Consider the following 23,106-nt stretch of genomic DNA (forward strand, 5'->3'; position numbering starts at 1 on the left):
GGGCGTTATGCCGTGGTGAGGGAAAGACTGAGTGGGGGTGTCGCTACTGGGAAATCAGCCCACCAGCGCAAGGGCTGACTCCAGGGCCTTGTCCTTGAGACCGGCCCCCTGGCCAAACCAGGCGGAGTCCATCCGATAGTCGTTGCTGCGAGCGCGCTTCTCGTGATCCACGTACTCGGTGACCGCGTTGAGCAGCCCCCAGGCGGTGCCTTGCGCCGTGCACAGTTGGGAGCCGCGCCCCTCGCCCTGGTAGAGCTTCTGAACGCGATTGAGGGCGCGAACGTTGGGCAGCTTGGACGGATCCTCCAGCGGCGCCTCGGCGTTGCAGATCACCGATTGGAAGTAGGTCCTCGCTTCCTCCTGGCTGACCTTGCGCTCGGCCAGGGTCTTCAGGCGGTACATGAAATCGTCCCACTGCGACACGGAGATCCCCAGCTGCTGCTTGACTAGCTGCGGACGGAACTCGGTGCTGTGCGGCACCTTCACGCCCTGCGAAGTACCGTCCACGGCGATGGTCAGGGTGTTGTTGCAGACCACGCGCACCGAGGTCGGCATAGCGACAGTGGCCAGAGACCCATCGCAGGAGGTCGCCAACAGCAGGTAGTCGTTGACCTGGTCCTGACCCTTCAGCGCCCCACCCAGGCCACTTTTGGCCAACGCCCAGAACTTGCGACCGCCCTTGAGGACACCGGCGGTCTCGAGCTCATACCCCGCGTATTCCGTGAGATCGCGATAGAACTCCAGTACCTCCTCCGGCTGCACCACCTTGTAGCGTTGGGAGACCACTGATAGCGGGTCCTTGGTGTCGGAGCGATAGAGCACCTTCTGCTCCGGAAAGGAATGGATGCTTCCCAGGTGGCCCGTGCCATCGGCAATGAAGCGCACCGGGGATTCATCGATGTGCCAGTCCATGCCGGCCTGCTGCCGCCAGACCTCTAGCGGTTGATGACGCGACAACTGCCGCCCCAGGCCGTGCCAAGGGATATCGCCAACGTATGCCATCTGTTCGAGCTCATGTGCCATGAGAAACCTCCAAGACGAAAAAAAGCCGGAAAGTCGCCGGCATTGAGGGGGGGGGGAAGCGGGGTGACGGAATCAGTCCAGTAACCGGAAGGCGTGGCCGCAGCCCAGGCAGAGCCAGGGCGAGCCCTCTCCGGGGGGAAACAGGTGCTGGACCATCTGGTAGCCGGCGGCGGCTCCGGCGATACCGCTCGAAGCGGCGGCCATCGCGACAACGGCGACTCGGTTGAGGGGAAACTGCGATGAGGAGGGCGGTAATCGGCCGGGCGAGTAGAGCGCTGCATAGGCGCCCTTGAGCGAGCCGGCCAACGCGCCGGTAGCCGTCCCCAACGTGCGGGCGGTCTCGAGATTGATCACGCGCTGCGAGACACAGCGCGAGCAGGGTGGGGGCATGTCATGTCTCCTGTGGCGATGCAGCAAGCCTGGGAATGGCTGGGCTCACAGGAGTGATATAGGTCTCAAAAAAACTGGAACATAACCTCTACAGAAAACCTGCTATTTTAGTGAATACCACCTCTCCGATGGACCTTTCGACAGCGTGTCAGTGCTGCTTCTGGACATGCTTGTCAGGAGCGGGAGGCCGGGCAGCGGTCATCGCAACTGGCCAACACGATGCTAAGGGGGTTCCTCTGAGCACGACATCACGACGTTGAACACCAGGCTTTTCGAAAAAACAGCCTCAGGAGTGGACAACAGACAAGATTTTCAGCAGCGAACGTCGTCTTGTCATGGACGTCTCGTATATGTCCAGTGAGCACACATCCGGATCTCAAGTCCTGGATCGTGGCAGATTGCCTGCAGCACGATACCTCGATTGTCTAGGTCGCCCAGCAGCAGGGGCTCCATATCAAACTTGGACAAGCATTGACTCGCAAGGCCAGGCGGCAGAGCTGGATGTTGGCCGCGCCGCCTCTCCCGGTCCGGCAGAAATCAGTAACCAATCGATGCCACTGCCTTATTCTGAGGAGTCGTTCTCAGGACTCGTCGGCATGGGGCTCGATGACCGTGGGTTGCCCAGGGACCGACGCTGTGCGGTGTTCAGCGAGCATTGCCTGGTGATCTGGCTGATGGATATGTCGGCTGGTCCAAATATTGCGAAAGTCCGGGTGGTCAAGGCATTCGGTTCGCCTCGGACCCACTGTGCTTGCCTCTTGCCGACGTAGTGGCAATCGGATGGAGATGCTGGTTCCCAGTGGTCTGGGCATCTGGCCCGCCCTCGGGAGTTTGCTTGGACACGCTCCACTGAACCGAGTCCTGGCGAGGGGGTAGGGTAGTCGTCGGAAACGCTGGACGGTGATCACGCGCTACTTCGATGACGGCACATCGCCGGGAAAAACCAACTGGCTACTCGCCCGGCCACTGCGAATGAGCCAGCAGGCCACCAACATGATCAGCCTGAGACGGCCTACCAACTTTAACCGCCACGAGCCCCGCGCCTACCTGAAAGACACACAGGCTAGGCTGCCGACGTAGAAAACCTGCCAGGTCCACCAACTCCTCCTCCAAACTGGCAGGTAACCGCCTTAGTCTCGACACGCGATGAAGGCCGATTGGTCAGAAATGCTGCATGGCAAGCCCTATTGGGCCTATCACCCAATGGCGTTTCGAGCCACGTTTGCCGTTGCTGTAGCAAGTTATGCCCTGGGCATCGAGCAGCGGGGCGGCACGCTTGAAGGCCGCGCCAAGGCCACGCGCCTCACGCGGCCATTGGCTATCCGAGACCCAGGTCGGCCGATACTCGGTCAAGATAGCCAGCCAGACCCCCGCTGGATTTTCGATGGCTTCCGTGATGCCGTTGATCCTCAGATATTCAACAACTGCCTTGGCGATCGGCTCCTCTTCAGTCATCTCGCAGAGCCGCTCATTGAGATATGCCTCGTACTGCGCCCAAAAGGCCTCTGCTCTGCCGGTCAGTGTGTCGGCAACAATCATTCCGATTCGACAGAGATCGTGCCAGCCTTCTGGTACTCTCCGATCTAAGAGCACTTGGTCGATATTGGCATGTGCTTTACCGAGCAATCCCAGCAGTGCGTTGAAGACGCGACTCTGATCTTCGCTTGGTAAACTCTCCTGCGTGTGGCATTGGGAAGACGCCTTGCCCGTCTTATCTGTTGACGGTGATGGCATTTCCAGACTCAAGGTGAGTTCCACTAATTCAGGTTGTGTGATGACCGGCTCCAGACTGCTCAGCAAAAAAGCACGCCGCACAGCGAGACTTGATGTGATCTCATGGCAACCAATAGCCTTCCATTCCAGCCGGCTTTTGCAGAGCAACTCAAACATACGTCGCTGTACCGCTGAACTCAGCCCGTCTTCGACGTATTCCAGATTGAGCACATGGTGCCGCCAGGCTTTCTGATCCACGTCCCTGACCTTTGTGGGTGTATCACGAATCGCATTCTCCTTGATCACTGGATCGACTATGCGCTTGATGATATCCTGTAGTTGTGCCATACCAGATTTAAGCTCCCCTGTGAGTTCCAGGACCAGCTGCTGACGTTCTGGCATTAGGCAAAGCACCATGAACGTATAGATCAGCAGGTCTCGATCCTTCGGGATCGGCACGTATGACTCGATGATGCGCACGCCTGAGAGGTCCATCGCACTGTGACCCTGAATATACATCGTGTGAAAGGGACGACTATTGGCGGGATGCCAGTAAGGATAGGCTAGCTCTGGCTGAATCATGTTCTCCTGTTTCGGCGGAAGCATCATCACTTTGCCATTCAGTGCGATATATCGATTATCGTAATTGTCCAGCCAGGTTCGGCCATTGCCGATTGTCGAAAAATCCGAGTAATCCCCCCGAATGATTTCCAACGCGTCCCGGACATTTTGGTCGGAAACGTCGCGGTTGTTAGTGCTCGCTGCTATGTGCTTGATAATCGGTGAAATCATCTCCGCTTCCAACATCAGTACGGGACCGCCTAAGTTCGGTACAAGGAAATATACGCCGTTAGGATCAGCTACAAGGCGATAGGCTTGGTGAAGGATCTGCCGGATGAGATTGGCCTTGCAGGGCTTGGGTGGCCGTCCCACACGGTAAAAAGACCGTTGCTGGCCCGAGTTGTGCAGACCGGTGCTCTCGGGGGAGATTGCCTGATAGTCCATCTGGGGATACGCGGATGGATGGGGGAGGCATGCACCGTTCTCTGTTGAGGGTTGGTTGAGGGGATATGGATTATCGTACATTAGGCTGAGTCCTTAGCTTGCTTTTAGGGTATGAGATTCGTGCTTTTTACTTGCCTTCTCATTTTTTTCGTAGCGGTACCTGTGAGCTAGGGGACTATCAGGGGGTAGCGTATTTGCATATAAATGTTCCTGTCAGTTGAATATGATTTTCAGTTTTAAGCTGGAGCAGTCGCGTTGCTTTATTTACTCTATACCTCCTATTATTCCAGGCTGAATGTGCTATAGAGCACCGCCTTGATTCTGCCAAAAATTGTTGATCCTTTTGTGCAGGATATTCGTAAGCATGAGCATGCGGAGGCTCAGGTTTTTCATGAATATAGTGGTTGATGAATATTGCCATTGAAGTCCGTATTTCATTAGCATTGAAAAGTTTTTGGCTTCGTTGATGTAGCATTTATCCTGCCTGGCTCGTCCTCTGTAAACTACTTCATTTTTCATCTCCTTCATTGCTTATGTTGAAAAATTTAGCAGGTTTTAAAGGGAGTGGATAATGAGATTTTTTAAAATATGGATTTGAATGTCGTTAGATGATAAAAGTCGATTTTGGATGTTTCTGGACATCCATGGTAACCAAGCTCATATGAGTATTTTTCAAGAAGCCCGTCCCGAGCGGCGCCTGAAGTCCAGTAATTGGGGCTTCAGGCATCCCGCCACGAATTTGGTATCAGAAAGAATACCGTCAAGCGCTATCTGCGCCATGGTGGGAGTCGCGACAGGCCAGCCTGCAGCACGCCGACAATGCCGACATCATGCTGCAAGTCCTTCACTCGAACATGGTCTTACCGTCAGCCTGCGGACGGTGTAACGCACCTGCGAGCCCCTCTGCTAGGCGCCGGGTCGAAGACAAGGCGACGATGAGTTTCGAGACTCCACCCCGCAAGCCGCTTCCGATCGATTTTGGCAGCCGCCATATCACCATTGATGGAGAGTCGGTCAAGGTCTTCCTGTTTGTCGCCACCCTCGGCTCCTCCCGCCGCCACTGCATCCGCGCCTTCTGTCACGAGCACCAGTCGGCGTGGTTTGCCGCGCCTTCCGCCACTTCAACGGGGTGCCGGAGCAGATGCTGCTGGATAACGCCCGGGCGCTGGTTGATCACCACAACGAGACGAACCGCGCAGTGGTGTTCAACGAGCGGCTGTCGGCCTTTGCGCGCTACTGGGGGGGCCGGCCGGTGGCCTGAGCGCCGTACCGCGCCCGTACCAAAGGCAAGGACGAGCGTGGCGTTGACTACGTGAAGCGTAACGCCATCGCCGGCAGGACCTTCGCCTCCTGGGCGGCGCTGGAAGCCCACCTGATCTGGTGGATGCGTGAGATTGCCGACTAGCGGGTACACGGCACCACCGGAGAGCTGCTAGCGGTGCGCTTCGTTGCCAAGCAGGCCAGCCTGCAGCCGCTGAACGATCGGGTGCCCTTCGAGCAGGCCCGTGAACTGAGCCTTCGGGTCCAGCGCGATGCCACTGTGGAGGTCGACATCAACCGCTTCAGCGTGCCCTGGCGCCTGATCGGTGACCCCGTCCAGGTCAGCGTGACCGACGGCGAACTGCGGGTGCACCATGTCGTTCCGTGAGGTGGCCCGCCACCCGGAGCTGGGTGGGCACCCCCAGGTGCGCTGTCTGCCGGAGCACGTGCAGGGCATCGTCGGCTACCGATCGCCCAAGGCGACTACCGAGGACACCGTGGCGTCCAGCGAGATCGTGGCCACCTTGCCGCCGGCCCCGTTGCAGTGCGACCTGACAGCATATGAGGCCGTGGTGAGAGGTGGCTGATGATGACTACGCCGGCTACTGAACGTCTGGACGCCATGCTGAAGCGCCTCAAGCTGACCGCCATCCGCGAGCGGCTCGACACCCTGCTCGTCGAGGCTGCTCGCCGGGAGCTGACCCGGAGCGAGACGCTGACCTACTTGTTCGAGCAGGAGGTGGCCGACAAGGAGCAGCGACGTATCCAGATGGGGTTGAGCATCGCCCGCTGCACGTTCCTGCGCACCTTGGAAGGCTTCGACTTCAGCGCTCAGCCTACCGTGGACCTCGGCCAGATCCGCGAACTGGCCGGCGGAAGCTGGATCGCCAACGGCGATACCCTGCTGCTGCTCACCCCGCCGGGCTTGGGCAAGAGCCACCTCACCGTGGCTCTGGGTAGGGAAGCGGTCAAGGCCGGCTACTCAGTGCTGTTCACCACCGCCACGGCAATGATCACCCAGCTGGTCCAGGCTCATGCCAATGGCGCCCTGGAGAAGCGCCTGAGGCTCTTCGCCAAGCCCAAGCTATTAATCATCGACGAGCTGGGCTACCTGCCGCTGGAGCCGGGCGCGGCCAATCTGTTCTTCCAGCTGGTCTCCCGGCGCTAAGAACGCTACAGCCTGTTGGTCACCAGTAACCGGACAGTCAGCGAGTGGGGCGAGGTGTTCGGTGAAGCCGTGGTCGCCACCTCCATCCTCGACCGGCTGCGGCATCGCAGTCACGTAATCACCATCTGTGATGACAGTTACCGACTGTGTGCCAAGCGCAAGGCCGGGCTGATTAAGCCCGATGGCATCCACCATCCCGAGCAGGTCGCCAGAGGGGTAAGGGGTCAGATTTCACTGTTGGAGTTAGGCAGATTCTGGTGTCGCTTGACAGCAATTTGGTCGGCTAGCTGCCTGAGGCACGCTTAGCTCCGAATCCTGCTTGTATGCGCACCGCATTGGCGTCTGTCTGACCATGCAGATGTGCCTGTAGGCAGGACACCGGCGGAGGGGGCAGGGTCAGTAATATTTTGCATTAGGTAGACACTAATACACACGCTTCAGTAAGTCATTGAAAAATAAATAATAAACATGATTTTAATCGCGCTGGATGATTGGTTTCTGGATCTATGTACAGTATTTGCGCCCGGTTTTTGAATAGGTGCCAAGTCGGCTCGATTATTTAACAGGTTCCTATAAAATTCGTAATGTAAGTTGATTGATATGGAGAACTTGACGATGAGCAACGATGGAACCCTGAAAATCCTGAGAATGGGGAAGTTGGTACAAAAACTAGGCATCAGCCGATCTTCCATCTATGCGAAGATGAATCCTCGGATGAAACAATATGATCCAACATTTCCTCTGCCGATCAATCTTGGTGCTAGATCTAAAGGCTGGTCCGAGCCGGATGTCGACAGGTGGTTACTTGCAAACCAAGGGGGAATCCAAGAATGACCCTGATATTGCCTAGAGATTTTTCAATTTCTTGAAGGTCTCATTGACTTCTTTGTTCTTGTTCATCCAGTTGGTGATCATTCGTTGAATGTCACTTTCATTGAGCTTTATCACTGACCGCTGATCGCTCTGCTCGTGGAATTGGAGTATTTTTTCATGCAGTTTGTGTGTGGCAACTTTTACTGAGCGCCAACCATTATCTGGACAATCTTTATACAGGAGGTCTATGAGATGGAGTCTCAAGTGTTTTAGATTTTGGTTGGCTAACCTTCCATATTCTTGTTGAAGGAGCTTTTCCCTGCGTTTTTCTTCAGCTATGCATGCGTCTTCAAGTCTTGTCTCTAGAGAGGCCAATTCAACGAGCGCTGCCCAAGCTTTATCGCGTAAGCCTTCTTGAGCCAGGAGGTCAGCGCAGACTAGCCACATAAAGGAGGTAGAGAATAGCTTTGTTATTTTCTCATCAATGTTTTCGCACAGCGTGAGTTCCAAAATCTTTTGATACTCGCTAGCTGGCGTGCCAGAAGATAATGCACTTTCAGCTGAAGAGTACTCTTGGTGGAAGAGCTTGTTTGCTAATTCTTCTTCATTTTCTTCCGATGGAGCTGAACCAATGCTTGGAGGTTTTTGAGATATATAAAAATAGGTTTCGCAAAGCTTTCTTTTCAACCTCCCAATATAGTCTTCAAGCGGGATGGAAGAGATCTGGTGGTAATAGTCAGGGATGGTGAGGTTTCTGTTTGTGAGGTGCTGGTTGTATTTTCCTCCTTTCTTTTCTGAAATGGAGGTGGTGGCCGGTAATGGATTATTTCTCATTGCGGATTTCCTTTGATCGAAAATTTAGAATTGGAAAATTATGCCATAAATTTATCAAGGATTCTAGAGCTTGAGATTAAGAATGTGATTATTTGTAGCTGAAGTTATTTTAACGTTATTTTATTGGCAAAGAAAACTCTGATGTTTTTCTACAACCCTTGATATGTCTGCAGTGTCGAAGAGGAGGTGGTTAGTTTTATTTTTGCTTTATATGTTGTATCAGGGTATCAGGGTATCAGGTACCATTACCAAGGTAGTAGTGGTAGCTATGTACTATATCAATGGAAGTGCTAGTGGAAGAGCTCACAATAGGAAGATAGTGAAATAGTATTTACCATATGGCTCAATTTTATGTGGGTAGATGACACTTGTAAGACTGAAATTGGATTCTCGAGGTAGAGCAGAGAGGCTGTGTCTTATATTCATTATGAGATGCTCAACCGTGAAGTCGATGATGGAGTGGTGTATGGAATATGAAACATGCCAAGGTGAGTCGTCGCATCCTTTTGACCAAGACTGGAATATTGATTGGGGCTGGGAGGCGAAGCAGTCTTCTTACGATGATGATGTACCTTGGTGGGAGGTAGAGGAGCGTCTGGCAAGAGATGAGGACTTACAACAAAGGGATATGCAAGATTATGAGAGATTTTTTGAGGAGGAGATGCCTGATGATCAAGAAGAGCTGCTCACAGAAGATGGTAAGCAATTTACTGCGCACCTGCGTCGTGCAGAAGCGGTAATAAAAGGAATATCTGACTCTCGGAAAGATCACTTCGAGGTGGTGGAGAAAACGAATGGGAAGCTGAAGCTCTTCAAATCCTTACATGGCAAAGAGTTCTTAAAGCTGGTGAAGAAGGGCTGTGATGATAGGTGCGGTCAGTTGCATGTTGTGAATCAGAACCCTTACGTGGGCATTTACCATAAGGTCACCAGGAAATGGCAATATGAGTTGAGGAAAATGGTGGAATATGGAGTGCTGGAAGGGGGTGTCGCCAGAACAGTACTCATCATGAATACGGTCATGGAAGACATCAAGGCAGAGGCCAGCAGGCCGATTATACAGGACTTTTTACGGCGTGCTGATCGAGCAGCTAAAGACAGAAAAGAGAAAGCGACATCAATTATCGATCAGTGCTTTTCTGAGCGGGCGCGTCTACTGGTGCTCAGGGTGGACTTGGGGTATCGAAAGGGTAAGTTTGTTGAGTCGGAAGATTTTCTACAAGACATGGAAATGGTGAAGAATGAATGGAGGATAATGAGTGATCGTATTAAGTCGGGAAAGGTTATACCGAATGTGATGGCGGTTTTTGGCAAGCTAGAATACGGGGTCCTGGCTGGCTTTCATTACCATCTGGTCCTCATCATGAAAGGATCCGACCATCGACAAGACATTAACTTTGCCAAGATGGCGGGGCAGTATTGGTACAGCGAAGTGACATGTGGCGAAGGCAGATATTTTAACTGCAATCGAATCAAACACCTCTACAAAGAGTTGGGGATCGGGACGATCAACTACCATGAAAAAAACAAAGTCGATGCGCTGAAAGGGGTGGTGATCGATTACGTTGTCAAGAGCGATTACTACATGAGTGCTCTGCTACCTGCCAGGAAAACCTTTGTCCAGCTTTCTTGCACTAACAAGAAGCAGGTGGGCAGGCGCGGGCGACCAAGGCGTTACATCTCCAAGGTGTGAGAATCATTAAACACCGATTCACTGGCCAGTAGACAAGTACTTGCGTAACAGATAGGTCACCAGATCGAAATGAGGCGTACCAAGGCACAACTTAGATTGTCGTCGTGCTCGACGTCGCGTCAGCGTGGCCCTTAAACTCGCCAGACTGGCGTCATAGTCAGCATGAAAAAGGTACCGCATGCCGAGCCAGTTCCCGAGAAACCGTGCTGGCAGCTCTCCCATGGTACTTGGCGATGGAGCGTATCGAGTAACCTTCACGCATCAGCATGATGGTAGCACGTTCTCCAGCAGTAAGGTGGTGGTAGCAATGAGTCATAGCGATAGCATACCTGGTCGATCAGGTGTTGCACTTGCTCATTGAGACCGCCCTTGGTTACTGCCGGAGCGTAGCCATGTCGAGTAGAGCCCTCACAGAAAAAAATAAAGAGTAGGCGTGTTAGGGCTGCCATAAGGCAGCCCTAGCGTTATGCCGCTTCATGAGAATTACAGTTATCCCTGCACCGCAAAAGACTGACACCCCTCACTGCCTACCTCGATGTGATCGATGAGCTAAGTTTCGACCAGCCCCAGCGGCCTCCTTAAGCTGCAGGATGATTCGACGGTCGGAAGTGCCCTCCTCCCAAGCTGCACAGGCAATAGCGCAGCCATCAGGAAGGTGAAATGAGCAACGAACCTCCCGTCGACCCCTGAACTATGAACGACGAACAGGGATACTCAAAAAGCTGTGGTTACTGACACCTTGAAAGGCAAGGTCACTGTCGGTAAACGGCGCGCCAATACGATCTCACCTTCTCCCGGATCTGGGGTTGGTTCGATAAGCTCTAGTGCGTTGTAAAAACCGGGTCAGAACTCGTTGAAGGATGTCCGCAAGCAGCACGACGCTGAACCGCGGTAGACCAACGCCGAGCAGGCCTGAGGCCATCGGCGCCCGGCCGGCCAAAGGGTTGTATGCTCCCAAGTGATAGACGTGCGGGAGCCGACATCAACGATCAGGCGGGAAGAATATAAGCGCCCTGTGCGATGGCGCAGGGCTCGCTTTCGCTGTCATCCATCCACACCGATACGCTGCCGATCATGGTTCTGCCTCCACTCTTGTTGAGGTCGGCCCGGGCGATGATCCGCTGGCCGACAGCCGGCGACAGATAGCGAATCGCCAGGTCAGAGGTCAACGCCATGGCCTGTGGCGTTTCACGGCCAGCAGAAGCCAGAAACCACAGTGCCGCGTCTGCAGCGGCAAACAGGGCAGGGCCACACACATAGCCACCGGGCCGCAGGTCCTCTTCTCGGACCTCGACCGTGGCAATGGCGTGGCGCTCGGCAAGTTCGAGACAGGTAAACGGACAGCTTGGCCAGTGTGTTGCCAGCATGCGGTTAATATCGTCGGCGGTGGTCATGGTGGTGATCTCATTGTGAGGATAATTCTGAACAGCGCCTACGATACACACTGGCCAAGGGCTGTCACTATGGCGTCGCTACACACCTTCAACGATGGGCCACGTCGGGTCGAGTTCAAGTGCGCACATCGGTGGCGAAGCGAGCGGCATTCTCCCTGAGGAACTCGCTTTCGTCGGCGTCACCCCAGAAGGCGGGCTGTGCCTTCGGGATGGTCAAGGCTTTCTGGATCTGGGGGCGCGCATCGAGCCGCTCGAACCAGGCCTTCAGGTGGTCGAGACCCTCGATCGACACCTTGGCCCAGACGTAGGCGCGGGCCCAGGGGTAGGTCGCCATGTCGGCGATGGTGTACTGATCCCCCGCCAGCCACTCGCGGCCTTCCAGGCGGGTGTTCAGGACCTCCAGCAGGCGACGGGATTCCTCCACGTAACGCGTGATGGAGAAGGGTTCCTGCTGGCGGTTGGGGGCGGCGATGCGCTGGAAGTACATGGCCTGGCCCATCATCGGGCCGATGCCGCCCATCTGGAACATCAGCCACTGCAGCGTTTCGCTGCGGGCCTTGGCCTCTCTGGGCAGGAAGCGGTCGTACTTCTCGGCCAGGTACCAGAGGATGGCGCCGCTCTCGAACACGGCGAAGTCGTCGTTGCCCCGGTCGACGATGGTGGGAATGCGCCCGTTGGGATTGAGCTTGAGATAGTCGGGCGCCTTCTGCTCCTTCTTGCCGAAGTCGATGAAGGTCAGCTCGTAGGGCACCTCCGCTTCCTCGAGAAAGATGACCGGCTTGTAGCCGTTCATGGTGGCGGCGGTGTACAGGTGAATATCCGGCTGTGACATGGGGAACGTCCTCATGGGGTAACGCGATGTAGGGCAATGCGCGTCGGGCCCGGTACCCTCTTGCATCGGGCCCGACGCGCATGGCCTGTTGCCTGTGGACGGTCACATCTGACGGTCCCAGAGGCTCTCCTGATAGCGCTTCACGTCCTCCTCGAATCGTGCGGGATGCACGTTGCGGAACGCATGCTCGTCCAGCGGGATGAGGCGTACCATCTCATCGATCATGGAGGAGGGGTCGAGCTGCAGATCGTCCCCGGCGAACAGCTGCTGGGTCTCGCGGATCTGCGCCTCGGGGGTGAAGTGCGTCTTCGGGTCGTACCACTGGTCGAGGGTGTCGTACATGCGGTCGTTGAAGCCGGTGCGGAAGGGGCCCGGGTTGATGGTGGCGACCTTCACGCCCAGCGGTGCCAGCTCTTCATGCAGGAGCTGAGAAATGCCTTCCAGGGCATGCTTGGACGCCACATAGGGCGCGAGGTAGGGGAAGGTGGTGAACCCGGCGATGGACGATACCAGCACGATCTTGCCCTGGCCGCGGTCGGCGAAGGCCTTGGCGTAAGGCTGCACGAACTCCAGCGTCGAGAAGACGTTCGTCTCGAAGACCTTGCGCACGCGCGCCACGGGAATCTCGGCGATGGGGCCGGTCTCTCCGATCGCCGCGTTAGCCACCACGACATCCACCTCGGCGCCGTAGCGCGCAAAGACGCTGTCGCGATCCTGGGCATCGGTGATGTCGAGTTTCTCGACCTCCAGGTCAACGCCCTGCTGCTGCGCCTTTTCCTTCAGGGCCGACACCTGGGGCCAGATTTCCACCGTGGCAATCACCCGGTGCCCTTGCCTCGCCAGTGCCAGTGCCGCCCCTTCCGCCAGGCCGCTGCCGGCCCCGGTCATCAGAATGGTTTTCATCGTCTCTCTCCTCGAGATAAGTGGGGTTACGCCAGGTCGTCGCGATCCAGGCGCTCGAAAATGATGGCCTCGACGTGCGTCGCGCCGACGTTGGTCACCTGGTGCGCCCAGGCCTCGTTGTGCACGACGTCGCCTGCCACCACGTCCCGCTCCACGACATCGCCGCTTTCCAGCGCGATGCGCAGGCGCCCGGCGGAGAGGAAGTAGACGATCTCTTCGGGATGGCGGTGAGGCGCATCGGCGGCCCCGGAGGCCATGGTCATGTGTACCAGGCGTGTCTCGCCGGTGTTGATGAGCTCGCGATAGAACTCCGGGGAGGCCTGGTCGGCCAGCGGTACCGGGCGCCCAGCGTCGGGCCATTGAGGCGTTGTCATGGGGGATTCTCCTGAGTGTGACGGAGGCATCAGCCGAAGACGCGCTCGAGGTGGGCGTCGAAGCGGGCGAGGTCGCTGTCGATATCGGGATTCTTCATCACGTCGTAGGCGCCGAAGGTCGGCAGGGCGCTCATGTCGAAGAAGCGTGCGTTCAGATGCACGGGGGCGACCAGGTCATCCAGCGACTTGCCGGCGAAGAAGGGTTCGTCGGGGTCTTTGAAGGCCTCGGCCGGGGCGTTGAGCGTGACGCTGAGCATGTACTGTGTGCCGGTGAGAGTGCCGCCCAGCCCGTAGTTCTCCTTCGGCTTCTCGGCGGTGCGCCCGTCGCCCTCGCAGAAGCGGCCGTCCATGCCGGCGGTATAGACCTCATCCATGTATTTCTTGAAGGACCAGGGCACCATCATCCAGTTGATCGGGAACTGCATGATCACGACGTCGGCCCACTGGTGATCGGCGATCGCCTCCTCGACGTCATACCCTTCGGCGATGCGGCTGACGCGCACCTCGTGTCCCTGGTCGTCAAGCCAGGAGCGCGCGCGCTCGACGAGGCTGTCGTTGAGCGTGCCCTTGGCAAACGGGTAGGGCTGGTGTCCGTTGATGATCAAGATCTTACGCATGAAATCCTCTGCCACGACGGGCAACGAGTAGTGGATCAACAAGCTCTGCAGGCGTTAAGATGACGCGAGGGGTAACCAAAAACAACCAGTATACTTTTGGTAACCTTGTTCTTCGGAGGATCGACCGGGCCCGCCCCGGGATGGCCTCTTCCGGGGAGCTCTCGGGAATCGATGAGCGGTTTCAGGCCCAGAACCCGATTGGCGCTGGGCAGACACGACAGGAGATGTGCGATTGGATGCGTTTGTGACGGAAGATCCGAAAGGCCGGCGCCGGGTCGCGGCGCCCTGCATGGAACCCTGCGCCATCGAGAAGGGCATGCGCGTGCTCGGTGGCAAGTGGACGGGGTCCTTGCTGTGGCATATCAAGGACGGGCCGGTGCGGTTCAACGACCTGGCCCGGATGGTGGGCGGTGCCAGCAAGAAGATGATCACCGAGCGACTGCGCTTCCTCGAGGCGAAGGGGTTGATCTCCCGCCACGTGCGCGAGACGTCCCCGGTGATCGTGGAATATGCGATCACGCCGCTGGGGGAGACGGCCATCAAGGTGCTCGATGAGTTGCGCGAATGGAGCGAGTCCTTGCCGGCCGATGTCGTGGCGGAGTGACGGCACCCTGTACAGGATCTCGGGGCGATCGCCGCGACCTCTGGGAGACCCTATGAAGTGGCCCCGACGAAACGATGAGGCATGCTCGTGACCAGGATGATTCAGTCGGTATCACGCAGCTTCCTGCTGCTGGAGGCGCTACGTCACGCAGATAGGCCGCAGACACTGGCGAGCCTCAGTGCCGAGGCGGGCCTGAGCAAGACCACCGTCCATGGGCTGCTGGATACCCTGGTGGCGCTGGGCTACGTGCGTCGCCTGTCCGAGGGATACTGGCTCGGCCTGCGACTCGATGAGCTGGCCGAGCCCCTGGCGCAGGAGCGCGAGCAGCTCCGCCAGCACTACCGCGCGCTGCTGGACGAGGCCGCGGCGCTGAGCGACGAGACCGTCTATCTGGCCACCCCCTGCGGCAGCCAGGAGTACCTGTATCTCGAGGCCGTGGAGGGTCGGCAGCCGCGTCGCGTCCAGAGTCCTCGAGGGCGCCGGGAATCGTTGCGTCATTCGGCGATCGGCCATGTCTTCCTGGCCAACGATGACCACCTGCTGCGCCAGGTCAGGCGCGATGGCCCCCTGAGCGATGCGCAGGAGGCCTGGCTTCGGGAGGTCAGCGCCCGCGGCTTCGCGCTGGACCTCGAGGACGTCGAGGCGGGCCTTTGCTGCCTGGCGATCCCCTTGCGGCAGCGGGGCGACTGCGTGGCGGCACTGGGCATGGCGGGCCCGGCCTCGCGCTGGTCGCCGTCGCGGCTGAATCGGTTGGCGAAGCAGCTGCTGGCGCGCTGATCCTCCTGTCCGCCTCGCCGTTCGACATTGTCGAATCCTGGTCGGCATCCGCCGCTCCCCCCTGTGCCTGCCTGCGCGGCATCGGCATGCTCCTCACCGCGTCGTCGCCGACGGCGCTGATCTTGACCAGATTCTTGAGGAGAATGACATGCACCTTGACGATGCCCACCACATCATCGCCGGTATCCGCCAGGCCGCCGCCGATGAGGGATTCGCCGTCTCGCTGGCCATCGTGGACGCCAGCGGGCTCCAGGTCGCCTTCGAACGCATGGATGGCGCGGTCCCCGGCAGTATCGATGTCGCGATCAAGAAGGCGCGCACGGCGTCGCTGTTCCAGACCGACAGTGCCCAGCTGGGCCAGATCGCCGCCCCGGGGGAGGCCGTCTATACCCTGGAGAACACCAACGGGGGCCTGATCAGCTTCGGGGGCGGCGTGGTGCTGCGCGATGCACAACGGCGCGTGGTCGGGGCGGTCGGCGTGGCCGGCGCGACCGTCGAGCTGGACGAGACCCTTGCCCAGCTGGGGCCGCGCCTGATGGCCCGGGAGGCGGCATGATGCGCGGCCAGCATCCTGCCGTCCTCGCATTGGCGGTGGCCGCCTTTGCCATCGGCATGGCGGAGTTCATCGTGGTCGGGGTGCTGCCCGCGATCGCCTCCGATCTCGGCGTCACTCAGGATCGTGCCGGCGCGCTGGTGAGTGGCTACGCCCTGGCCCTGGCGATCGGCACGCCGCTGCTCATGTTGACGCTGTCCCGCTTTGCGCCGCGTCGGGTGCTGACGGGGCTGATGGCGCTCTTCGTGATCGGCAACCTGCTGGCGGTCGTCGCCCAGGACTTCACCAGCCTGATGCTCGGTCGCGTCATTACCGCCGTGGCGCATGGTGCCCTGTTCGCCTTGGGGGCCACCGTGGCCAGTCGGCTGGCCCCGGAGGGGCGATCCGGCAGTGCCATCGCGCTGATGTTCTCGGGGCTGACGCTGGCCATGGTCGTGGGCGTGCCTATCGGCAGCCTGCTGGGGAACGGCATGGGGTGGCGGATGCCCTTCGTGGCGATTCTGGCCCTGGCGGCCATCGCGCTCATCGCGCTGTGGCGTTGGGTCCCGGCCTCGCTGGCGGCTCAGCCGACGGGGAGCTGGGGGGAGCAGCTGTCGGCCCTCGGGCATCCGGTCATCGTGTTGACCATGACCCTGACGGCGCTGGGCTTCGGGGCGACCTTCCCGCTGTTTACCTACATCAGCGCCTGGCTGACCGAGCAGACGGGCTTCTCCACGGCGGCCGCCAGTGGCCTGCTGGTGGTCTTCGGTGGCGCCACTCTCGTCGGCAACCTGATGGGCGGGCGACTGGTCGGCGCCATCGGTTGGCGGCGCACGGCCGCCTGGCTGCTGGTCGGACTGGCGGCGATCCTGGCGATCATCCACGCCTGGGGCGAGACGAGGTGGCTGATGCCGGTTTGGCTGGCGGTGTGGGGCGCCTTGGCCTTCGGACTGTCGCCGGCCTTTCAGTCCGGCATGCTGGCCACGGCCGAGCAGCATCGGCCGCGGGCGGTGGCCTTCGCCTCGGCGCTCAACATCTCCTCGTTCAACATCGGCATCTCGGCCGGCTCGGCCGTGGGGAGTGCGCTGGTCGCACAGCAGGCGCTGGGGATGACGCCGCTGGCCGGCAGTGGCCTGGCGGTGCTGGCGCTGGGCGCGCTGTGGCTCCAGGGGCGGGTGAACCGCTCCCGAGTCGCCGAGGCGATGGCGTGATGGAATCGTCGTTCTACAAGGCTACGGCCCCCTTGGCGAAGGGGGCCAGGTAGCGGGCGGGTCGGGCACCAAGGCATGAGACCGGCTGTTCGCTCTTCATCGTTGCGGTAAATCCGCGAATCGCTTTTTCTTTACCCCGAGGGCGATGAGGGCCGGCGGTTGTTGGCAGGAGTTCACCGTTCCATCCGTGCCAGAGTTCCTGGCATAGATTGTCGCGAGAACTTTAGGTCAGGCACATATCGCCATCTCTCTGCTGAGGACCGAGTCGCCATCATGATGATGCGAACGACTCATCTAATCCGGTCTTCATGCTCTCCATTGGCCATCTCCGCCATCACGAACGTCCCTTCCGTTCCGACCTGACCAACCCTGCGGAGCCTCTCGTCCTGGGTGCCGGGGCAGAGATGTCGTGTCTGGCGCCGGTCAGAAACGGCGTGGGTCGTGGCGCAAGCCTGATCTAGGTGCAATTCTTTTCTATTTTTTCGAATAAATATGTCTATTAAAGCCGCTTTTGTTCGATTAACTGAAAGGTCTAGTATGCGCTCATCCACACGCCGAGCTTCTCTGATCAACCTCAAGGAGATACATCATGACCTTCAAGCCAACCCTTGCCGCCCTTCTTATCACCGCCATGCCCGTGGCCGTTCAGGCCGGTCAGGCCTCGGCGCTTTCCATGCAGTTCAGCGAACCACTCTCCGCCGTCCAGCAGGGCACCGCCCAGAGTGTGTCTGGGAAGGAAACCCTGAGGGCGCTTGCCGGCGCTCTCGAGCACGCCGATCAAAGCGCCGCCATGGCCGACTCCCGAGCAAGACTGAACGCGATGTATCGGGCCGGTGACGGTCATGGCGGGAAGTCGACCAATGCCGGACTTCTGCTGGCTCGCAACGCGACCAAATAAACATTTCACCTAAGCCAAGGAGATACACCATGGCAATCAAGCCAACCCTTGCCGCTCTTCTTATCGCTGCTATTGCCATGGCTGCACAGGCGGGTCTGGCTACTGCGTTCTCCAGGCAGTTAAGCGAACCGCTGTCCGCGGTCCAACAAGCGGCCACCTACCATGCGTCTAGGGAGGGAGCAGTGATGGATATGGCCAGCGCTTACGAGCATGCAGACCAAAGCGCCGCCATGGCCGAATCCCGACAAGGCTGACCATTGCGGGAGGCGATGGCTCTTGCCAGCCCGATGAGCACGAGCTGACCACAGCGCCCTTCCAGGGTGAGACGGTGGCCAAGATGGCGGTTCGTCTCAAGGCCGACGGCTGACGGCGATATCGTGACCCGATAGCACCCGAGAAAATCGCCTCGGCAAGGCGCCGTCTGGTGACGCTCTTTGCCGTTTTTTCTTGCCCCTTTCCTTTTTCGTTCACGAGAGCATGCCTGGTCGGATGTTGACGAGGAGATGCCCGCCTTCAAGAGAGACCCCCAATGATCCTGCGACGTGCCCATGAACGTGGCCATGCCGATCTCGGCTGGCTGCGTTCCCGCCACACCTTCTTTTTCGCCCACTATGTCGATCCCGACCACATGGGGTTCAGGACACTTCGTGTCATCAACGAGGACCGTGTTCAGGGAGGCGCGGGCTTCGGCACTCACCCGCACCGGGATATGGAAATCATCTCCTATGTCCTGTCGGGTGCCATGGCCCACAAGGACAGCATGGGACATGGGACGGTCATGCGTCCCGGTGATGTACAGCGCATGTCGGCGGGGACCGGAGTCCGGCACAGCGAGTTCAATCACTCCACCGACGAAGAGCTTCACTTCCTGCAGATCTGGATAGAGCCGCAGCGACGGGGCGTCGCGCCGAGCTATGCACAGAAGCACTTCCCGGCAGCACAGCGTCAGGGTGAGTGGCGCCTGGTCGTTTCCGCGGAAGGCCGTGACGGTTCCGTCAGCGTCAACCAGGACGTCAACCTCTATGCAGGGCTTTTCGATGCCGGGGAGCAGGCGAAGATACCGGCCGTCCGCCATGCCTGGCTGCACATCGCGCGGGGAGAGGCTAGGGTCAACGGCCAGTCGCTCTCGGCCGGCGATGCGGCTGCCTTCGAGCCGGGCGAGCCCATCGAGGTGGTCGGCATCGAGGCCTCCGAGATTCTCCTGTTCGATCTGGCTTAAGAGAAGGGGGGCAAGGTCATGTCGAGTCGTTTGGTTTGCTAGGGTGAGCGGGCGTCGGTAAGCTTGTCGTCAAGTGTCCCGCTATGGCTGCAGCGCCGGGATATAGATGGTTTCAGGACACATGATGAAAGAAAAGATCAACAAGACGACTGTTGCCTACAACGAAATCGAGCAGCGCATTACGTTCCAGCAGCTGAAGCCCGGCGCCATGATCAGTGAGAAGGTGCTCGCCGAAGAGCTTGGGCTGGGGCGTACGCCGGTCCGAGAGGCATTGCAGCGCCTGGCCTATGAACGAATGGTGTATATCCACTCCCGACGCGGTATCCAGATAGCGCCGCTCTCGGTGGAAAACCAGCTCAAGATTCTGGAGGTGCGCCGCAGCGTGGAGGCACTCTGTGTTCGCTTTGCGGTGATGCGTGCTGACGTGGAAGCCAAGCAGAAGATGCTTGCTCTTGCCACCGATCTCGAAAAGTGTGCCCGTCTAGGGGATCAACGTGCCTTCGCGGACTGTCTCAAGCGTATTCACGAGTTAATGCCCGAGGCTGCTAATAACGACTACCTCCAACTCGCCATGGCCCCCCTGCAAGGCCTTTCCCGACGCTTCTGGTTTGCTCACCTGCGGGAGTCCGTCGATCTGCCCAAGGCAGCAAGACTGCACAGTGAAGTCTTGCGCGCCATTAGTCACACCGACGCAGATGCTGCCGTGAATGCTTCCTACGCGCTGAACGACTACCTCACCGAATTCGCATACGCCACGATCGGCAGGGAAGCCTGACGCCCGATGGCCCAGGCCGGCGATATCGCGTAACTACCCTTTGTCTCCAGTTCAGGCCATGTCTGGCCTTTGATGTTCCATGTGCCGTGCCCTATACGGCACGCCTTCCTTTGCAGTAGCTAATCTCCGAGTCGCAGTGGTTGATCATTGCTGTTCTCGTTGCAGGGGCTGATTCGCGCCCTGATGCTCCGGCACCGCTTCCGCAAGCACTGATGCGATCGCTGTTTGCTCCTTCCTTCCTCTGGAAATCCCTTTCTTTTCAGGTCACTTCCTTTCATGCGACTAAAGTTGCATGACGAAAGGTATGTCATTGACGTATTTTTGATGTGTCAGTGATATATCAGTAGCGTAAGGAGAAACGATGATGGATTTCGCAGCGTGGAAGACGCCATGCAGATTCACACAGCCGCCGGATTTACCGCAGCTGGCCAGTGTGGATGTCTTGGTAGTGGGTGGCGGTGCCGCCGGGGTGGCAGCCGCGACCGTGGCGGGGGAAGCTGGCAAGTCGGTGCTGCTGATCGAGAAGTATGGCTTCTGCGGTGGTGCAGCGGTTGCGGGCATGTCGGGCACCATCTGCGGGATGTACTACGCCAGGGAGGAGCATCCCAATGGGCCCGAGCAGGTGGTCTTTGGCTTTACGGATCGGTTTCGCAACGCCCTGGCCAAGCGAGGCGGCCTAACGCCTCCCCAGGCCTATGGCAAGACCTATACTGCGACCCACGACCCCCTCATGTGGAAAGAGACGGCCGATGAGTTGCTTGAGCAGGCGGGTGTCGAGTTATACCTGCATGCCGCCGTGACGGGCGTCATCATGGATGGTGATACCTTCACGGGAGTGGTCGTCGAGTCCAATGCAGGGCGCTCGGTGGTCATGGCGAAGCGCATCATCGATGCCTCCGGCGATGCCGCGGTCATCGCCAGGGCGGGCTATCGCTACTTCTATGGCGACAATGGGCGCATTCAGAACCCGACGATGTTCTTCCGGATCGGTGGCGTCGATATCGAGACCTATCTCGACTACTACGGGAAAGACACCATCTGCCCGCCCAAGGTGACCGATGCGATCAATGACGCCAGGTCCTCGGGGAACTATGACCTGCCGAGGAACAAGATCTGGATGTTCCCAACGACCCGACCGGGGGAGCTGATGGTCAACGCCACGCGCATCTCCGGAAAGGACGGGCGCTCCCTGAACGTGATCGATCCGGCAGACTTCACCGAGGCCGAGTTGCTGGGCCGTCGGCAGGTGCGCGAGTACGCACGTTTTCTCAATCGTTATATACCAGGCTGCGAGAATGCCTATGTCGTCGACACCGGTACCGAGGTCGGCATTCGCCAGACTCGCTCGATCGTCGGCATCGAGATGCTGACCAATGAGGACGTGCTTGAGTGCAGAAAGCGCGATGACGGCATCTGCAGGGTGCCTTGGCCGATTGAGCTGCACGATGGCGAAAAGCCCAAACTACACTGGCTTCTGGATGACTACTATGAGGTCCCTTTCGGGGCCCTGATTCCCGAAGTCGGGGAGAACATCATCGTCGCCGGCAGGTGCCTGAGTGCAGAGCATGAAGCTCTGGCTTCCTCAAGGGTAACGGCCCAGTGCTTCGAGTACGGCCATGCCGCCGCCCAGGCCGCGGTGTACTCACTGGATCATCGGGTGGCGATGCGCAGCCTCTCCGGCAACGTGATTCGCCAGATCATGCGCGACTACGGCAGCGCTCTCTGAGGTCACCAACATGAAAACAACAAGTCGAATCTTGAATCCGATCAAGGATCTGACCCAGGAGAACGTCTCCGCGGGGTTGCTCGCAGCGATCTTTGGCTGCGTTGCTACGTCACTGATCATCATCAACTCTGGCGCCCAAGCAGGGCTGAGCGATAAGCAGGTCGTCAGCTGGCTGTTCTCCTGCTGGTTCTTCGGTGGAAGCTTGGGTGTCTACCTGGCCTGGAAGACAGGTCAGCCGATCAGTGGTGCATGGTCGATTCCCGCTGCGGTCATGCTGGGAGGAACGCTCGGTAATTTTACCTTTGAAGAAGCCGTGGGTGCTTACTTCATGGCGGGCGGGTTGGTTTTTTTACTGGGAGTGACGGGGCTGGTCAATCGCCTGATCCGGTTGATTCCAATGCCCATCATCATGGCGATGATAGCCGGAGCGCTGATGCGCTTTGCGACGGGAATCATGGGCGGGATAGCGGACCTTCCCTTGATGGCGGGGGCGACCGTGCTAACGTATTTCGTCGCCCTGGCCCTGCTGCCTCGAGTTACGCCTATCATTCCGGCACTAGTCGTCGGGCTGACCCTATTCTTCCTGTTCGGCGAAGACAGCAGCGTTCAGGCGGCATCGCAGTTTCAGTTGCCAGGCGTCTTTCTGCCTGCGTTTTCTCTGGAGGCCTTTATCGCCATTTCGCTGCCCGTTGCCATTCTGGTGATCGGTGCCGAGAATGCCCAGGCGGCCGGCGTGCTGATGAGCGAGGGCTACAAGCCACCGGTGAACACGATGACCACGCTTTCCGGTATCGGCGGCATGGTGGCCTGCTTCTTTGGCGCTCACAATGCCAATATCGCAGGACCGATGACGGCCATCTGCTCGTCGGATGTCGCCGGTGAGCAAAAGGACAAGCGCTACGTCGCTTCCATTGTGTGTGGGGTGATCTGCCTGACGTTTGGGGTCTTCTCGAGCTACGCTGTCGGCTTCATCAAACTGGTGCCGATTGCCTTGATCGCCACGGTGGCGGGTCTGGCAATGATCAATGTCCTTCTGCAGTCGTTACAGATGGCATTCTCTAGCAGTAAACAAGCTCCCTTTCAGCTAGGCGCCTTTGCAGCCTTCGTGGTGGCACTCAGTGGTGTGAGTTTTCTGAATATCACCGCGCCGTTCTGGGCCTTGGTGGTGGGGCTCGTCATCACGTTGCTCACCGAACGGCAAAGTCTGGCCAACATGGCATCAGCACGCACGCCCTGAGCCGTTTCCAGTGGACGACTCATGAATCAATGTCGTCCTCACAACAGCCCAGGCCATCGAGCCTGGGCTTTTCGCACGAGCCTATCTATCTTTTCGCGGGTGTGGGCC

At 58.5% G+C, this 23,106-nt stretch carries 25 protein-coding genes and 1 pseudogene; 16 read left to right on the top strand and 10 right to left on the bottom strand.

The features are described from left to right. Positions 1–54 precede the first annotated feature (54 nt). The 3 genes from NKF27_RS06190 to NKF27_RS06200 all read right to left on the bottom strand — a co-directional run bounded on the left by NKF27_RS06190 (position 55) and on the right by NKF27_RS06200 (position 4,131). Positions 55–1,023 (bottom strand): DUF932 domain-containing protein, encoded by a 969-nt coding sequence (locus tag NKF27_RS06190; protein WP_253555729.1) that lies wholly within the window; start codon positions 1,021–1,023, stop codon positions 55–57. Between the two features lie 72 nt (positions 1,024–1,095). Beyond that, complete coding sequence (locus NKF27_RS06195) at positions 1,096–1,413, bottom strand: hypothetical protein (RefSeq protein ID WP_253555731.1); 318 nt, start codon at positions 1,411–1,413, stop codon at positions 1,096–1,098. Between the two features lie 1,161 nt (positions 1,414–2,574). Further along, positions 2,575–4,131, bottom strand: a complete 1,557-nt coding sequence (locus NKF27_RS06200; RefSeq protein ID WP_253555732.1) for a hypothetical protein — start codon at positions 4,129–4,131, stop codon at positions 2,575–2,577. A gap of 1,096 nt (positions 4,132–5,227) precedes the next feature. Here NKF27_RS06200 and NKF27_RS06205 point away from each other — a divergent pair. From NKF27_RS06205 to NKF27_RS06225, 5 genes and pseudogenes are all read left to right on the top strand, one after another. Then, positions 5,228–5,392, top strand: a complete 165-nt coding sequence (locus NKF27_RS06205) for a hypothetical protein (RefSeq protein ID WP_253555733.1) — start codon at positions 5,228–5,230, stop codon at positions 5,390–5,392. 177 nt (positions 5,393–5,569) lie between these two features. Beyond that, positions 5,570–5,779: a hypothetical protein gene (locus tag NKF27_RS06210; protein WP_253555734.1), complete on the top strand. Its 210-nt coding sequence runs from the start codon at positions 5,570–5,572 to the stop codon at positions 5,777–5,779. Further along, positions 5,766–5,978 carry a hypothetical protein gene (locus NKF27_RS06215; RefSeq protein ID WP_253555735.1) on the top strand — a complete coding sequence of 71 codons (213 nt, stop codon included), beginning with the start codon at positions 5,766–5,768 and terminating at the stop codon, positions 5,976–5,978. The genes NKF27_RS06210 and NKF27_RS06215 overlap by 14 nt, the downstream gene beginning before the upstream one ends. 35 nt (positions 5,979–6,013) lie before the next feature. After that, positions 6,014–6,865, top strand: a pseudogene (gene istB / locus NKF27_RS06220) (IS21-like element helper ATPase IstB). Positions 6,866–7,174: 309 nt separating this feature from the next. Continuing rightward, a complete protein-coding gene (locus NKF27_RS06225) occupies positions 7,175–7,393 on the top strand; it encodes an AlpA family phage regulatory protein (RefSeq protein WP_253555736.1) in 219 nt (72 codons plus the stop codon). Between the two features lie 12 nt (positions 7,394–7,405). Here NKF27_RS06225 and NKF27_RS06230 read toward each other — a convergent pair whose 3' ends face one another. Continuing rightward, on the bottom strand, positions 7,406–8,206 hold the full coding sequence (locus NKF27_RS06230; RefSeq protein WP_253555737.1) for a hypothetical protein: 801 nt from the start codon (positions 8,204–8,206) through the stop codon (positions 7,406–7,408). A 466-nt stretch (positions 8,207–8,672) separates the two neighbouring features. Here NKF27_RS06230 and NKF27_RS06235 point away from each other — a divergent pair, with 466 nt between their 5' ends. Further along, a complete protein-coding gene (locus NKF27_RS06235; protein ID WP_253555739.1) occupies positions 8,673–9,899 on the top strand; it encodes an inovirus-type Gp2 protein in 1,227 nt (408 codons plus the stop codon). A gap of 157 nt (positions 9,900–10,056) precedes the next feature. Here NKF27_RS06235 and NKF27_RS06240 read toward each other — a convergent pair whose 3' ends face one another. The 6 genes from NKF27_RS06240 to NKF27_RS06265 all read right to left on the bottom strand — a co-directional run bounded on the left by NKF27_RS06240 (position 10,057) and on the right by NKF27_RS06265 (position 14,019). After that, positions 10,057–10,215, bottom strand: a complete 159-nt coding sequence (locus NKF27_RS06240) for a helix-turn-helix domain-containing protein (protein WP_367399254.1) — start codon at positions 10,213–10,215, stop codon at positions 10,057–10,059. Between the two features lie 673 nt (positions 10,216–10,888). Next, on the bottom strand, positions 10,889–11,293 hold the full coding sequence (locus NKF27_RS06245; RefSeq protein WP_206942712.1) for a PaaI family thioesterase: 405 nt from the start codon (positions 11,291–11,293) through the stop codon (positions 10,889–10,891). Between the two features lie 115 nt (positions 11,294–11,408). Beyond that, a complete protein-coding gene (locus NKF27_RS06250) occupies positions 11,409–12,125 on the bottom strand; it encodes a glutathione S-transferase family protein (protein ID WP_253555740.1) in 717 nt (238 codons plus the stop codon). A 102-nt stretch (positions 12,126–12,227) separates the two neighbouring features. Further along, positions 12,228–13,028 (bottom strand): SDR family oxidoreductase, encoded by an 801-nt coding sequence (locus NKF27_RS06255; RefSeq protein ID WP_253555741.1) that lies wholly within the window; start codon positions 13,026–13,028, stop codon positions 12,228–12,230. Between the two features lie 26 nt (positions 13,029–13,054). Further along, a complete protein-coding gene (locus tag NKF27_RS06260; RefSeq protein ID WP_253555742.1) occupies positions 13,055–13,402 on the bottom strand; it encodes a cupin domain-containing protein in 348 nt (115 codons plus the stop codon). Positions 13,403–13,431: 29 nt separating this feature from the next. Then, positions 13,432–14,019 carry an NAD(P)H-dependent oxidoreductase gene (locus NKF27_RS06265; RefSeq protein ID WP_253555743.1) on the bottom strand — a complete coding sequence of 196 codons (588 nt, stop codon included), beginning with the start codon at positions 14,017–14,019 and terminating at the stop codon, positions 13,432–13,434. 232 nt (positions 14,020–14,251) lie between these two features. Between NKF27_RS06265 and NKF27_RS06270 the strand changes: the two genes are divergently transcribed. The 10 genes from NKF27_RS06270 to NKF27_RS06320 all read left to right on the top strand — a co-directional run bounded on the left by NKF27_RS06270 (position 14,252) and on the right by NKF27_RS06320 (position 22,998). After that, complete coding sequence (locus NKF27_RS06270; RefSeq protein WP_016854280.1) at positions 14,252–14,623, top strand: helix-turn-helix domain-containing protein; 372 nt, start codon at positions 14,252–14,254, stop codon at positions 14,621–14,623. A gap of 81 nt (positions 14,624–14,704) precedes the next feature. Continuing rightward, a complete protein-coding gene (locus tag NKF27_RS06275; RefSeq protein WP_253555744.1) occupies positions 14,705–15,400 on the top strand; it encodes an IclR family transcriptional regulator in 696 nt (231 codons plus the stop codon). Positions 15,401–15,548: 148 nt separating this feature from the next. Further along, a complete protein-coding gene (locus tag NKF27_RS06280) occupies positions 15,549–15,956 on the top strand; it encodes a heme-binding protein (RefSeq protein ID WP_253555745.1) in 408 nt (135 codons plus the stop codon). After that, positions 15,953–17,143 carry an MFS transporter gene (locus tag NKF27_RS06285; protein ID WP_253555746.1) on the top strand — a complete coding sequence of 397 codons (1,191 nt, stop codon included), beginning with the start codon at positions 15,953–15,955 and terminating at the stop codon, positions 17,141–17,143. The genes NKF27_RS06280 and NKF27_RS06285 overlap by 4 nt, the downstream gene beginning before the upstream one ends. 589 nt (positions 17,144–17,732) lie before the next feature. Then, complete coding sequence (locus tag NKF27_RS06290; RefSeq protein WP_253555748.1) at positions 17,733–18,041, top strand: hypothetical protein; 309 nt, start codon at positions 17,733–17,735, stop codon at positions 18,039–18,041. 29 nt (positions 18,042–18,070) lie between these two features. After that, positions 18,071–18,295, top strand: coding sequence for a hypothetical protein (locus tag NKF27_RS06295; RefSeq protein WP_253555749.1), 225 nt, complete (start codon positions 18,071–18,073; stop codon positions 18,293–18,295). Positions 18,296–18,570: 275 nt separating this feature from the next. After that, entirely contained in the window at positions 18,571–19,260 is a 690-nt protein-coding gene (locus tag NKF27_RS06305; RefSeq protein WP_253555750.1) for a pirin family protein, read from the top strand. Between the two features lie 124 nt (positions 19,261–19,384). Further along, complete coding sequence (locus tag NKF27_RS06310; protein WP_253555751.1) at positions 19,385–20,035, top strand: GntR family transcriptional regulator; 651 nt, start codon at positions 19,385–19,387, stop codon at positions 20,033–20,035. Between the two features lie 361 nt (positions 20,036–20,396). Then, positions 20,397–21,761 (top strand): FAD-dependent oxidoreductase, encoded by a 1,365-nt coding sequence (locus NKF27_RS06315; RefSeq protein ID WP_253555752.1) that lies wholly within the window; start codon positions 20,397–20,399, stop codon positions 21,759–21,761. A gap of 10 nt (positions 21,762–21,771) precedes the next feature. Then, positions 21,772–22,998, top strand: coding sequence for a benzoate/H(+) symporter BenE family transporter (locus NKF27_RS06320; RefSeq protein ID WP_253555753.1), 1,227 nt, complete (start codon positions 21,772–21,774; stop codon positions 22,996–22,998). Positions 22,999–23,106 lie beyond the last annotated feature (108 nt).

Source organism: Halomonas sp. DN3, from assembly GCF_024137905.1.
GTDB classification, from domain to species: Bacteria; Pseudomonadota; Gammaproteobacteria; order Pseudomonadales; family Halomonadaceae; genus Halomonas; species Halomonas litopenaei.

What these genes read in the sequence shown, in the direction of transcription:
- NKF27_RS06230 (WP_253555737.1), bottom strand. Translation starts at nt 8,206, where the DNA reads ATGAGAAATAATCCATTACCGGCCACCACCTCCATTTCAGAAAAGAAA.
- NKF27_RS06315 (WP_253555752.1), top strand. Translation starts at nt 20,397, where the DNA reads ATGATGGATTTCGCAGCGTGGAAGACGCCATGCAGATTCACACAGCCG.
- NKF27_RS06265 (WP_253555743.1), bottom strand. Translation starts at nt 14,019, where the DNA reads ATGCGTAAGATCTTGATCATCAACGGACACCAGCCCTACCCGTTTGCC.
- NKF27_RS06225 (WP_253555736.1), top strand. Translation starts at nt 7,175, where the DNA reads ATGAGCAACGATGGAACCCTGAAAATCCTGAGAATGGGGAAGTTGGTA.
- NKF27_RS06290 (WP_253555748.1), top strand. Translation starts at nt 17,733, where the DNA reads ATGACCTTCAAGCCAACCCTTGCCGCCCTTCTTATCACCGCCATGCCC.
- NKF27_RS06260 (WP_253555742.1), bottom strand. Translation starts at nt 13,402, where the DNA reads ATGACAACGCCTCAATGGCCCGACGCTGGGCGCCCGGTACCGCTGGCC.
- NKF27_RS06215 (WP_253555735.1), top strand. Translation starts at nt 5,766, where the DNA reads ATGTCGTTCCGTGAGGTGGCCCGCCACCCGGAGCTGGGTGGGCACCCC.
- NKF27_RS06255 (WP_253555741.1), bottom strand. Translation starts at nt 13,028, where the DNA reads ATGAAAACCATTCTGATGACCGGGGCCGGCAGCGGCCTGGCGGAAGGG.
- NKF27_RS06195 (WP_253555731.1), bottom strand. Translation starts at nt 1,413, where the DNA reads ATGCCCCCACCCTGCTCGCGCTGTGTCTCGCAGCGCGTGATCAATCTC.
- NKF27_RS06320 (WP_253555753.1), top strand. Translation starts at nt 21,772, where the DNA reads ATGAAAACAACAAGTCGAATCTTGAATCCGATCAAGGATCTGACCCAG.
- NKF27_RS06200 (WP_253555732.1), bottom strand. Translation starts at nt 4,131, where the DNA reads ATGGACTATCAGGCAATCTCCCCCGAGAGCACCGGTCTGCACAACTCG.
- NKF27_RS06235 (WP_253555739.1), top strand. Translation starts at nt 8,673, where the DNA reads ATGGAATATGAAACATGCCAAGGTGAGTCGTCGCATCCTTTTGACCAA.
- NKF27_RS06190 (WP_253555729.1), bottom strand. Translation starts at nt 1,023, where the DNA reads ATGGCACATGAGCTCGAACAGATGGCATACGTTGGCGATATCCCTTGG.
- NKF27_RS06275 (WP_253555744.1), top strand. Translation starts at nt 14,705, where the DNA reads ATGCTCGTGACCAGGATGATTCAGTCGGTATCACGCAGCTTCCTGCTG.
- NKF27_RS06240 (WP_367399254.1), bottom strand. Translation starts at nt 10,215, where the DNA reads ATGACTCATTGCTACCACCACCTTACTGCTGGAGAACGTGCTACCATC.
- NKF27_RS06295 (WP_253555749.1), top strand. Translation starts at nt 18,071, where the DNA reads ATGGCAATCAAGCCAACCCTTGCCGCTCTTCTTATCGCTGCTATTGCC.
- NKF27_RS06285 (WP_253555746.1), top strand. Translation starts at nt 15,953, where the DNA reads ATGATGCGCGGCCAGCATCCTGCCGTCCTCGCATTGGCGGTGGCCGCC.
- NKF27_RS06310 (WP_253555751.1), top strand. Translation starts at nt 19,385, where the DNA reads ATGAAAGAAAAGATCAACAAGACGACTGTTGCCTACAACGAAATCGAG.
- NKF27_RS06245 (WP_206942712.1), bottom strand. Translation starts at nt 11,293, where the DNA reads ATGACCACCGCCGACGATATTAACCGCATGCTGGCAACACACTGGCCA.
- NKF27_RS06305 (WP_253555750.1), top strand. Translation starts at nt 18,571, where the DNA reads ATGATCCTGCGACGTGCCCATGAACGTGGCCATGCCGATCTCGGCTGG.
- NKF27_RS06250 (WP_253555740.1), bottom strand. Translation starts at nt 12,125, where the DNA reads ATGTCACAGCCGGATATTCACCTGTACACCGCCGCCACCATGAACGGC.
- NKF27_RS06280 (WP_253555745.1), top strand. Translation starts at nt 15,549, where the DNA reads ATGCACCTTGACGATGCCCACCACATCATCGCCGGTATCCGCCAGGCC.